We start from the raw sequence: 12,208 nt of genomic DNA on the forward strand, positions 1-12,208 counted from the left end.
GCGAAACTACTAACTTAAATGGAACCGCGCCAATCGGAGAAAAATAACGAACGCCAACCGGAACCCCAAACCCGTCGGCCAGTCATCGGAATTACCCTCGGTGATTACAATGGAATCGGGCCGGAAGTTATCCTTAAAGCCTTGCAGCACAACCGGTTGCAGAAGGTTTGCACACCGGTTATTTACGGCTCGATGCGGGTGCTGAACCGGTATCGGAATATGCTGCAGCAAAGCGGATTGTCGCTGAAAGACTGGAACCTGAACGGGATTCAGACCGTCGGGCAGGCCAATCCGAAGTTTACCAACGTCATCACCTGCTGGAACGACCAGGGCGGAAATCCGTCGGGCGGACCCGACCGGCAGAACCAGGATGTGCAGCCGGGGAAAGTGACGCCCGAAGCCGGACAGGCGGCACTGGCGTGTTTGCAGCGGGCCACCGAAGACCTGAAAGCCGGTCATCTGGACGCCATTGTGACGGCGCCGATCAATAAAAACAACATCCAGACCGAAACCTTCAAATTTCCGGGCCATACCGAATATTTTGCCGAAGCCTTCGGGGTGAAAGACAACCTGATGTTTCTGGTGAGCGACGTGTTGCGGGTAGGGGTGGTGACGGGGCATATTCCGCTGGGCCGCATCCGGTCGAGCATTACCAAAGAACGGGTTTTGCTGAAATTACAACTGATGTATCAGTCGTTGCGCAACGATTTTGGCATCCAGAAACCACGAATTGCGGTGCTGGGCCTCAACCCGCACGCGGGCGAAGAGGGCTTGCTGGGCAACGAGGAGCAGGAAATTCTAAAGCCTCTGATTCAGGAATTGCGTAACAAAGGCCAGTTGATTTACGGTCCGTTTGCGTCAGACGGCTTTTTCGGGACCCGCGCCTACCGCAAGTATGATGCCGTGCTGGCGATGTACCACGATCAGGGATTGATTCCCTTCAAAACGATTGCCTTCGACGAGGGCGTCAATTTTACCGCCGGAATGCCGGTTGTCCGGACCTCACCCGACCACGGAACGGCCTATGACATTGCCGGGAAAAATATAGCCGACGAAACGTCGATGCTTCAGGCGATTTACGTCGCCTGCGATGTGTCGAAATACCGCAAGGAAATGGCGGAAATTGAGGGGAATGCCTTGAACAAAAAAACGATCAGTGGGAAAATAAGTGAGCAGTCTGCTTAAAAAATTATGCTAAAATCAATGACCGGGTTTGGCAGTGCGACCCAGGAAGCCAACGGGCTGACGGTAACTGCTGAAGTGAAAACGTTAAACTCTAAGTTTCTGGATATTTATTGCCGGCTTCCGCGGGCCTTCTCCGACAAGGAAGTTGAATTACGGAATCTGCTCACGCAAAAACTCGAGCGCGGCAAAGTCGAGCTGTCCCTAAATATTACGCGTCTGACGGATGTTCGGCCGGGTGTGACCGTAAACCGCCCGCTGATTGAAGCCTACCTGAAAGACCTTCGTGAAACCTCCCAGGGCCTTTTGCTGGATGTGGCCGATGGGGATCTGTTCAAGCTGGCGTTGCAGCAACCCAATGCCTTCAATTCGGAAGCGTCGAGTGCTTCGGACACGGCCGTGAGTGATTGGGAATTAATTCTGTTGACGGCTTTGGAAGCCATTCGCCGGTGCGACGAATTTCGGCAGCAGGAGGGGAATGGCCTGGAAATCAAGTTCAAAGAATACATTCAGATCATCACGGACCGGCTGACGCTGATCGAGGTGCAGGACGTGAAGCGCATTCCCGCCGTTCGCGAACGGGTTCGCGGTATGGTGGTCGAATTGATGGGGAGCGACGAATTTGACCAGAACCGGTTTGAACAGGAACTGATTTATTACATCGAGAAATTCGATATTTCGGAAGAAAAAGTTCGGCTGAAAAACCACCTGAGTTACTTCATGGAAGTGCTGGCCGCGGACGAAGCCAACGGCAAGAAGCTCAATTTTATCGCGCAGGAAATCGGGCGTGAAATCAATACCATCGGGTCCAAAGCCAACGATGCCGCCATTCAACGGCTGGTGGTTCAGATGAAGGACGAGCTGGAAAAAATTAAAGAGCAGACGCTGAATGTGATTTAACGTCGTGCCCCGACAGCGGCTACTGACCCATCACTTTTTGGTGTTGGGCCTGAATGAGAAGCCGCTGTCGGGGCATTCGACCATATCGACGGCCCGGCGCTAGTTGAAAAATGCCCCGTTCTGCGTTCCCAGCAACGAGTCGAACGGGATTTCTTCCTGTTTGATGAATCCCTTTTGGGGCAGAAAACCGTCGGCCACCAGTTCAACCACGGCGGCTACCGAACCGGCGGTGGTCCAGGAAATGGCCCGCCAGTGCTGACCGTCGATTTCGCGCGGATGGTAGGCCCGGTAAAATTCTTCCCGTTCCAGAACGGAGCCTTTCCAGCCTTCGACCACGGCGTAGACATACACCACATCGGCCTGGACGGGCGGTTTGGCTTCGGTCAAAATCTGCTCGACCAGAACGCGTTTATCTTTCAGAATCAGTTCGTACAACAAAAACCGCATCAGTTTGGCGTGGCCGGGATAGCGGATCGTTTTGTAGTTGAGCGTATCGACCTGCCCGGCGTAGGTTTCGCACATGGTTCCCAAACCGCCCGACGTGCTGAAGGCTTCAAATTCCTGGCCCTCGATGTTGATCACTTCAATACCGTCGAGCGCCGGAACGGTTTTGAAAACCCCGTTCGAAATCACTTCACAATCGTTCAGGTATTCATTGATGACGCCCGCGGGCGACCACGTGAAGGAGTAGCCCAGCAAACCATTCGGATAGCGCGGCAGGGCACCCACGCGCAGTTCGATGTCGCGGAGTTTGGTGAACCGTTTGGCCAGGTTGGCCCCGACGATTCCGATCAGACCGGGAGCCAGCCCGCACTGCGGAGCCATGACGGCTTTGGCGGTTTCGGCCATTAGCCGGATCGCGGTGGTGGTCGGAACGTCTTCGGTCAGGTCAAAATAATGGAGGCCCAATTGCCAGGCGGTGGTCGCAATCGGCAGATTCAGGTTGTAGGGCAGGCAGGAGACGACACCGTCGAAATCGGCCAGGGTTTTCAGCAGCGTTGGCGCGTCGGCAATATCGCCTTGAATAACCGGAAAAGGCAGATCATAAGCGGGCGGGAGTTTATCGAAACCCGTTACGGTGAAGCGTTTGTTGAGGAGAATGCCGACCAGTGAGCCAACTTTTCCCATCCCAACAACAAGGATTTTTTTCATAGGTGTGTTGATGGATTGAAGAATGAATGGTGGCAATGTACTAAGTTTTTTTACAAATTGAATTCATGAAACTTCCCCTCGAATTTTACGAGAATCACGATACCATCACGCTTTCCCAGCGTCTGCTGGGCTGCGAACTGGTTCACAAAAGCCCGGAAGGGACCACCGCCGGTTTGATTGTGGAAACAGAAGCGTATTTGACCGGCGATCCGGCCTGTCATGCCTACCGCAAGAAAACCGTCCGGAATGCGGCCATGTTCGGTCCGGCGGGAACACTCTACGTCTACCTGATTTATGGATTTTACTATTGCCTGAACGTCGTTACCGGACCGGAAGGTGTGGGTGAGGCCGTTCTGATCCGGGCCCTCGAACCTACCGAGGGACTGGATTTGATGGGGGAACGACGCAGCCTCGACCCGACGACCAAAGCGGGGTTACGCGGGCTGACCAGCGGCCCCGGCAAACTGGTCATTGCGATGGGCATCTCGCGGGATCATAACTTCCTGTCACTGACTGAGTCCGGGATTTACATTCGTCCCCGGATTTTGCCCGATTTTGAAATGGTAACGACGACGCGCATCGGCATTACGCAGGGAGCCGATTTGCCGTACCGGTTTTATGTCAGGGGAAACCGCTTTGTGAGTAAACCGTAACCCTTATTTCAACACCTGAACCTCGATAACGGAGTTGTTATACACCCGGTGGGTCGCTTTTTGAAAGTCTTCCGCATTGGCTTTGAAAATATTCTCGACGTACTTCTGCGGGTTGCGGTCGATCAGCGGGAACCACGTACTTTGCACCTGAATCATCATCCGGTGGCCTTTTTTAAAGGTGTGCAGCACATCCTGCAAGCGAAAATTCACATCCGTAATTTCACCGGATTTAAACGGTTCCGGTTTTTCGAAGGAGTTGCGAAACCGCCCGCGCATCACTTCCGAGCGTACCATTTGCTGGTAGTTGGCCAGAATCACGTTTTTGTTGGGCATATACGGGTGGTTCGGCTCGTCGGGCGGATACACGTCGATGAGTTTAACCACCCAGTCGGCATCCGTACCGGTCGTACTCACTTTTAGCCTGGCCATGATTTCACCGCCCAGCGTCAAATCCTCGGCCAACGGATCCGTTTGAAAGACCAGCACATCGGGCCGCCGACCGGCAAACCGCTGGTCTTCCGACATGTAATTGAATGGCGTAAAACTGGCCGATGCCGTCATGTCTTCCGAATACGGAACGGGTTTCATCGGATCGCTGATGAATTCGGAAAATCCCTGGCCGTCAGCCGGTTGTCGGGACAACTGACCGGTATTATTCAAAGCGAAACTCAGCTTCTGTGCTTCGGCCGCGGGCCATTTCGTAAATGTTTTCCATTCTTTCCGTCCGGTATCAAACAGGTAAGCTTCCGGCAGGCCGGTTTTCCCGTCACCGGGCCCTTTCAGGAAGTGGTTGAAAAATTTGGATTCAATAGTATTCTGGTAAAACGTCGCAATGCTGTCGCCGAAATAGACATTGCTGTGCAGCGTGTGGCCGGTTTCCTGCGACCATCTTCCGTGACCGAACGGCCCCATTACCAGCGTGTTGTAAATACCGGTATTGTTCTTCTCCAGCGTTTTATAGACGTTGAGCGGACCGTACAAATCCTCGGCATCGAACCAGCCGCCGACGGTCATGACGGCGTGTTTGACGTTTTTCAGGTGTGGTAAAATGTTCCGTTTCTGCCAGAATTCGTCGTAGTTCGGGTGGTCGACCGTTTCCTGCCAGTAGAAATTATCCTTGTAGTATTTGTCCGCATTCTTCAACGGCCCCAGATCATACTGCCACTGAAAACCGTCTTTGATGTCGGCATTGAACATCGCTGATGCAAACCAGTTTTCTGTCGTCGGCTTCGGATGCTGAAGACCAAAAACGGGATACGTGAAGATGTAAGCCTGAATAAACGCGCCATTGTGGTGAAAATCGTCGAAGAAAAAGTCGGAAACCGGTGCCTGGGGTGATGAGGCTTTTAATGCCGGATGGGCATCGACGGCTCCGGCAACGGCGTAAAAACCGGGGTAGGAGATTCCCCATTGGCCCACTTTTCCGGTATTGAACTTCACATTTTTGAGCAACCACTCGATGGTATCGTAGGTATCCGAACTCTCATCGGGCGAACCCGCCAAGGCCGCCGAAGTGGTTTTTGATTTCTTTTTTGGAGCCGAAACCGGTGCCGGATCGGGCCGATTGGGTGTCATATTCGTCCAGGTTCCTTCGCTCATGTACCGCCCCCGAACGTCCTGATAAACGAAAATGTATTTGTCGCGCATTAGCGTATTCGACGGTCCCAGCCGACTCGGATACTGATCCGGTCCGTATGGCGCCACGCTGTAACAGGTTCGCTGCATCAGCATCGGATATTTTACGGTTTCGGATGCGTCTTTCGGAACATACACCGCCGTGTGTAGTTTGGTGCCGTCGCGCATCGGAATCTGGTATTCGTATTTCTGGTACTGCCGGCGGATATAATCAGCGTTTGGATTGGTCTGCTGCGCTTGCGTCAGGAGAGGCAATAAAAATAGGATCAGCGTAAAAAGGCGGTTTTTCATGAGTTAAGGCCGGTTTTCACCAAACTTAGCTAAATTTTTTCAGAAAATGTTGGGTGGGAATCCAGCAGCCTATACCTTTGCAATTAATAATTAGTCTAAATAAGGAATTATGAATACACCCACTATGATTATTTTTACAAGATTACGCTACTTGCTGAAGACGCTGGCTGTAGGCTGGATGAGTTTGTTTTGTCTGTCGGCAATGGCTCAAAATACCGGAACGGTTCGCGGAAAAGTCCTCACGGCCAACGCCCATCCGCTGACACAGGTTGGCGTTCGGATTGTAGGAACCCGACTCGGAACGATTACCAACGACGCTGGCGAATTTGTGATTGATGCGGTTCCGGCGGGTCAGCAAGTGCTTATCATTAGCCGCGTTGGGCATTCCCGCATCCGTCAAACCGTTTCGGTGGTGGCTGGCGAAACAACGCAGGTGCCCGATCTAACGATGCTCGAAAATGCGGAACAGCTCGACGAGGTGGTTGTTGAAGGCAAGAATTCGTATAAAACCGATATTCCGTCGGCCAGTTTGCGGCTGAAAACGCCCCTGCTCGAAGTGCCCCAGAACATTCAGGTGGTGAACCGGCAGTTGCTGGCCGATCAGCAGATTTTCGACATGCTGGAGGGCGTTTCCCGCAACGTCAGTGGCGTTACGCGGCAGGAACACTGGGATAATTATGCCCGGCTGAACATGCGCGGATCCCGCGTGGCCCCTTTCCGGAACGGAATGAACGTGCAATCGACCTGGGGACCGCTCGCCGAAGATATGTCGATGGTCGAGCGGATCGAGTTCGTGAAAGGCCCGGCCGGTTTTATGATGGCCAACGGCGAACCCAGCGGTTTTTACAACGTCGTCACCAAAAAACCAACCGGAGTGACGCGGGGCGAAGCCGCCTTTGCCATTGGTAGCTTTGATACCTACCGGGCCACACTGGATCTGGACGGCAAACTCAGTCAGGACAACCGCCTGTTGTATCGCCTGAATCTGATGGGACAGTCGAAAGGCTCGTTCCGGGATTTTGAATTCAATAACCGGTATACGATTGCGCCCGTAATCAAGTACAAGATTAATGACCAGACTTCAATAACGGCCGAGTATACCTACCAGTATTCGCAGATGTCGGCGATTGGTTCCGCGTATGTTTTCGACGCCAACGGACTGGCCAAGCAGCCCCGGAACGCCACCAACTCCTTCGCCAACCTCGACCCTTCGGTAATTCACGATCACAGTGCTTTCCTGATTTTTGAGCACCAGATTAGCGATACCTGGAAACTGACGGGCCAGCTGGCGTATTTCAACTACAGCCAGGTGGGAAGTTCGCTCTGGGCCGATTCGGCGAAAACGGACGGCCGGATTTACAGCTACAACGGCATTTGGGATGCCGCCAACGAGAGCAAGTTTGGCCAGATCTTCGTCAATGGTGAAGTCGCGACCGGGCCGGTGGTCCACCGGATTCTGGGCGGTCTGGATTTGGGCAATAAGAAATACATGGCCGACTGGAACCAGAGTTTTCCGCTGTACGACAGCACGTTTGTCTTCAATTCCAATTCGCCGAATTACTACCTGCCGGCTCATTTGATTCCCAAATTCGACCGTTCGACCAGCCTGCGGGCGCGCGCCGGGGTCAATGTCATGAGTCAATCGTTCAGCGGTTTGTATGTTCAGGATGAACTGCGGTTCTGGCAGGACCGGATTCGGTTGACGCTGGCGGGACGATTGACGACGGCAAAAGACAGCGAGTACGGTGCGGCAACCAGCGAAACCAAGTTCACGCCCCGCGTCGGCATCAGCGGTTCGCTCAATAAACAGACCTCGATTTATGCGCTTTACGACCAGGCTTTTGTTCCGCAATCCGGGACCGACAAACAGGGGAAAGGCTTCGATCCGATTACCGGCAATAACCTCGAAGCCGGTTTGAAGAAAGACTGGGCCGACGGACGCTGGAACTCGACGGTTTCGGTGTATAAAATTACCAAAAACAACGTGTTGACAACCGATCCGACCAACCCGAATTACTCGATTCAACTGGGCCAGACCCAAACGCAGGGCGTGGAAGTGGATGTTCGGGGCGAATTGGTGCCCGGCATGAACCTGGTGGTGAATTATGCCTATACCGATGGCAAGATCACGAAAGATACCAAATCCGAAAACGTGGGACTGCCGGTTCCCGGGTTTAGCAAGCACGTTACCAATGCCTGGCTTTCGTATCGTTTGCGCCGTGGGGCTTTGCAGGGGCTGGGAGTTTCACTCGGGTATCAGTGGCAGCTCGATCGCTACGGCTGGTTTGCCGATGCCGTCGATGACAAACCAACCATGCCGAATACCTTCCGGTTGGATGGCGCTCTTTCCTGGCAGAATAACCGGGTAAGTATTGCCTTGAATGTGAACAACATACTGGATGCGTATCTGTATTCGGGGGCCTATTATTCCTGGAGCAAAGCGTATTACTGGCAGGCCGAAGCACCCCGCAATTTCCGGCTGAGTTTAGGGTATAAATTTTGATAATTCCGTACCATGACTGTAAAAAAGTGGGTTGGAAAACTACACCTCTGGCTCGGACTGACGTCCGGGCTACTGGTGTTTGTGGTGGCGATTACGGGTTGTATTCTGGTATTTGAACAGGAGATAAAGAGCATTTTACGCCCGTTTCAGTATGTTGAACCCGTAGCCAATGGTGCGGTTTTGCCGCCCTCCCGGCTTCAGGCCATTGCCGAGCGCCAGGTTCCGGGGAAACCGGCGAAGGGCGTGAATTATGGCGAGCTGGGCCACAGCGTCAACGTGCCGTTCTACGGAGCCAGTCCCGATTATTACGTACAGGTTTATCTGAATCCATATACCGGCGAGGTGTTGAGCGTGGTGGATGAGGAAGCCGATTTCTTTCATTTTATTCTCCACGGACACTATTATTTGTGGTTGCCGGAGGAGATTGGTCAGTCGGTAGTCGCTTATGGAACCCTGGTTTTTGCCAGCTTGCTCATCACCGGGATGGTGCTCTGGTGGCCGAAGAAATGGACGAAATCCAGCCGCGACAAAAGCTTCAAAATCAAGTGGAAAGCACAATGGCGCCGGGTCAATTATGACCTCCACAACGTGCCCGGTTTTTATGCGCTCTTCTTTTCATTGATTCTGGCCATCACCGGAATGATTTTCGGCATTCAGTGGCTGGCAAATTCGATTTACTGGACCACCACGCTCGGCAAAACCATGCCGGAATACCGCCAGCCGTTGTCTGATTCGACCGCAACCCGGCGGTTTTCGAACCCGGGCGACCGGCTTTGGCAGCGGTTTTACCAAACCAAACCGGCAACGGCCAGCCTCTACATTTCCTGTCCCGAACGGGCGTCGGAGTCGATTGCGGTTTCGATCAATCACCGGCCGGGCACCTACTACAAAACGGATTATTACAATTTCGACCAGCAGACGCTGAAGCCGCTGGCGGGGGAAGGACCTTATTTCGGGGAATATAAAAAAGCCGGTTTGGGTGACAAACTCCGGCGCATGAACTACGATATTCACGTTGGCGCCATCCTGAGTTTACCCGGAAAAATTCTGGCTTTTTTTGCCAGCCTGATTTGCGCCACCTTGCCCGTGACTGGTTTTATCATCTGGTGGGGACGGCGGAAGAAAAAAGCCCTGAAACCGCAACGGCGGGTTGCTAAAGTTCAGACGGTTTAACCGTTTACGGTTTAGGGTTTAGGGTTTATAGTTTACGGTTTACAGTGGCTGGCGCGTTAGCCTTCGTGCGTCAGCCACCGTAAACTGTAAACCGTAAATTATAAACGGTTAAACCCTAAACCAGTTTTTACGGATTGCAATATTGCTTGCTTTCATCCGCCGTTAAGTTGATCGGCCAGGTAGTACTGGTAACTTTGTAGTTAATGATATCAATGTCCAGCCGATCCGGTATTGAACCGGCTCGCATGTCATACGATTTATTCAGCTCAACAAAGACCTTCGTACTGAGCGTCGGCCACACCAGCGTCGGGAGGTCTTTCCATTCGTCCTGACTACCTGAAGCCCGGTATTGGGCATAAAGAACCTTAAACGGTAACTTTTCGGGATTAATGCCCGCATTGCCACACTTGAAGTTTAGCGTAATCGTCACTTCCTTGCGGTTATCCGGAGCGGCTGGCGGTAGGGGAGTATACGGAACGGCTTTCAGATCGAACGAGACTTCACTGTTCGCGCAGGCATCGATTTCGGGCGATAGATAGGCTTTGTTGGCGTTATCGTACAACCGTAGCCGGATTAGTAACCCTTTTTTCAGGTTGGTCAGCCGCACCGAACTGCCGTTGTTGATCGCTGTTGTAAACGTCAGTTGATTGCCCGCGCGCACTACAATGTTACCAGCCTGGTCGATGGCTTCAACCCGGTAGCCCGGACTGCGGTCGGGGTAGTTGCTGATAAATTTGAATGTTGGGCCATCAGCGCAAACTTCTTCGGTAAAGGCCACAACCCAAAGGGAAAGATGGCTGATGTCGGCCACATACTCCAGATTGCCGCTGGCGTTGCGCTGAACTTTGCCGGATTCTTCCCGGGTCCATTTATTGGCAACTTCATCGAAGCTGAACAACGGAATCTGATCGCCCGGCTGAATCGTCCGGCCAGTCGTTGGATTCATCAACTGCGAATGGAGGGAAAAGGCGATCTGGATCGGTTTTGAAAACGTCTTAGCCAGTTGATACTCATCGTTATACACCGTAATGCGAACACCCCCAGCTACCGACAGAACCTGTTGGTTGCCGAGAAAACCGCCGGCTGGCGTTGACGCATTGATGATGCCGTTTCCCGGTAATTCCGAAACCGCCTTTGAGGTGTTGCTATTGTTGACGGGATCCACCGTCACCGTTAGGGCACCCCCCACGGGCTGACCGGCCACATCTTTAATTTCACTGCCCTGCGGCACAGTAACGGTCGACTGGCTAACGTTTGGTTCCGATTTGGTTTGTACGGTGGCCGTCGTTTGAACCGTACCATTGTCGCTGCCTTTGAAGGATTGATGCGCTGGTTCCGCGTCGTTTTTGTTACTATGCAGGGCAATGGTCAGATTCCGGTTCGCTGTGTTTTCCAGCTTTATTTCCTGAAGGCTACTAATGGACTCAGTCGATAATGTGACAATCGTGAATCGAATCGGAGCGGAAGACGACGGGGTTGTGGAAGGAGCCAGGCACAGAAATAATTTGCCGTCGGAGGTCAGTTTGAATTTTTTGGTATTGAGGGTCGTAACAATTTTATCCGCATCCGGGCCCGCAATTTTGACGGTTAACTTATCGGGCGTCAAGCCCGCCGGAGTGCTGTATTTAACCGTCACCGCCACCGCCAGCGGGTCCTTGAATTTGAGTTCAACATTTTCGACCGGATTTTGGCAAGCATCGAGCAATCCCACAACCAGCACACACACCATTGCTAACAAGCGTTTCATAACGGAATAGTTAAAGTAAAGAATAAAAACAAGAGCGGAGACACGAACCCGGTTGCTGCCGTATTATCTCTTGTTGAAAAGACCATAAGTGAGTAGAAATTGAAGAGAAGGCAGAAAGCGATAACTTCTGAGGTTATTTTGGATGACCGGTATTTGTTCGTCGATGGTCGTAGTTTCCAGAAAACCGGTGTATTGCAAATCAACTTTGGGCGAACCGAGGTAGTAAGCACCTAACTCAACGGCAAAACCCAGTCGGCGGATGGGCGTGGAGCGGCCGTATCCAAAACCGGCGTAGCCCAAAACGCTGTTCCACTTTAGCGAAGCATTGACAACCCCCACATTTTCTTCCGAAATCTGGAGTCCGCCGAATTTAACGTTGCCTTCAGCAATGACATTGGCTTTCACATTGGGCCGCCACGTATAACCGGCACCCGCGGTTACAAAAAGTTGATTTCGCCTGAACGGATGCCATTTGACGGACGCCAGGGCAATTCCCACCACCAGATCGGGCGTTATATTCAGTTTACCTTCACCGGCTTTCACCCGGAAAACCCGGTCGTAAGCAAAATAACTGACGCCGATGCGTCCCACCAGCCTCGAATCGGCCCGAAGTGTTTTGGCGAGTTGAAGACCAATACCGGTGGAGCCCAGTTGCAAACCAATTGCGTACGGCGCGGGTTTTACTAGCGAAGAATCGGGGGGTGTTTGCGCTGACAAACGCATGAGTCCCGAGCCCATGAAAAAACAGAATATTAAAAAAGTAATAGGTTTACTCATAAAGGCTTGTCAGTTAATAAACAGATTTACAGTGGGAAGTTAAGCAATTATCAGACAAAATTTTAACATATGGACTAATTATTAGTAATTGGTTTAAGCAAAAAGACGATTTATAAGTTTGCTGGGGTTATTTGTAATAATTTTGTAATTACCTGGTTTTGTACGGGTTTAGACCGGCCAGGCCGATCGCTTTTG

At 52.2% G+C, this 12,208-nt stretch carries 9 protein-coding genes; 5 read left to right on the plus strand and 4 right to left on the minus strand.

Features of this window, described 5'->3' with window-relative positions; translation table 11 throughout:
• Positions 1-18: 18 nt before the first annotated feature.
• Together pdxA and EHT87_RS00350 are read left to right on the plus strand one after the other, a co-directional pair.
• Positions 19-1,185, plus strand: coding sequence for a 4-hydroxythreonine-4-phosphate dehydrogenase PdxA (pdxA, locus tag EHT87_RS00345; RefSeq protein WP_124902729.1), 1,167 nt, complete (start codon positions 19-21; stop codon positions 1,183-1,185).
• Between the two features lie 6 nt (positions 1,186-1,191).
• Positions 1,192-2,082, plus strand: coding sequence for a YicC/YloC family endoribonuclease (locus tag EHT87_RS00350; RefSeq protein ID WP_124902731.1), 891 nt, complete (start codon positions 1,192-1,194; stop codon positions 2,080-2,082).
• 99 nt (positions 2,083-2,181) lie between these two features.
• Here EHT87_RS00350 and EHT87_RS00355 read toward each other — a convergent pair whose 3' ends face one another.
• Positions 2,182-3,234, minus strand: a complete 1,053-nt coding sequence (locus EHT87_RS00355) for a saccharopine dehydrogenase family protein (RefSeq protein WP_124902733.1) — start codon at positions 3,232-3,234, stop codon at positions 2,182-2,184.
• Positions 3,235-3,299: 65 nt separating this feature from the next.
• On the opposite strand from EHT87_RS00355, the gene EHT87_RS00360 reads away from it, so the two are divergent.
• Positions 3,300-3,887 carry a DNA-3-methyladenine glycosylase gene (locus EHT87_RS00360; protein WP_124902734.1) on the plus strand — a complete coding sequence of 196 codons (588 nt, stop codon included), beginning with the start codon at positions 3,300-3,302 and terminating at the stop codon, positions 3,885-3,887.
• 3 nt (positions 3,888-3,890) lie between these two features.
• Here the strand turns inward: EHT87_RS00360 and EHT87_RS00365 are convergent, their stop codons facing one another.
• Positions 3,891-5,813, minus strand: coding sequence for a CocE/NonD family hydrolase (locus EHT87_RS00365; RefSeq protein WP_124902736.1), 1,923 nt, complete (start codon positions 5,811-5,813; stop codon positions 3,891-3,893).
• A 178-nt stretch (positions 5,814-5,991) separates the two neighbouring features.
• On the opposite strand from EHT87_RS00365, the gene EHT87_RS00370 reads away from it, so the two are divergent.
• Positions 5,992-8,316: a TonB-dependent siderophore receptor gene (locus EHT87_RS00370; protein ID WP_229320913.1), complete on the plus strand. Its 2,325-nt coding sequence runs from the start codon at positions 5,992-5,994 to the stop codon at positions 8,314-8,316.
• Between the two features lie 12 nt (positions 8,317-8,328).
• A complete protein-coding gene (locus tag EHT87_RS00375; RefSeq protein ID WP_124902738.1) occupies positions 8,329-9,489 on the plus strand; it encodes a PepSY-associated TM helix domain-containing protein in 1,161 nt (386 codons plus the stop codon).
• 127 nt (positions 9,490-9,616) lie between these two features.
• Here EHT87_RS00375 and EHT87_RS00380 read toward each other — a convergent pair whose 3' ends face one another.
• Both EHT87_RS00380 and EHT87_RS00385 read right to left on the minus strand, forming a co-directional pair.
• Complete coding sequence (locus EHT87_RS00380; protein WP_124902740.1) at positions 9,617-11,236, minus strand: hypothetical protein; 1,620 nt, start codon at positions 11,234-11,236, stop codon at positions 9,617-9,619.
• Positions 11,237-11,299: 63 nt separating this feature from the next.
• Positions 11,300-12,013: a hypothetical protein gene (locus EHT87_RS00385; RefSeq protein WP_124902742.1), complete on the minus strand. Its 714-nt coding sequence runs from the start codon at positions 12,011-12,013 to the stop codon at positions 11,300-11,302.
• Between the last annotated feature and the right edge of the window lie 195 nt (positions 12,014-12,208).

Origin of the sequence: Larkinella knui (assembly GCF_003858645.1) — a bacterium.
In the GTDB taxonomy this organism is placed as follows: Bacteria; Bacteroidota; Bacteroidia; order Cytophagales; family Spirosomataceae; genus Larkinella; species Larkinella knui.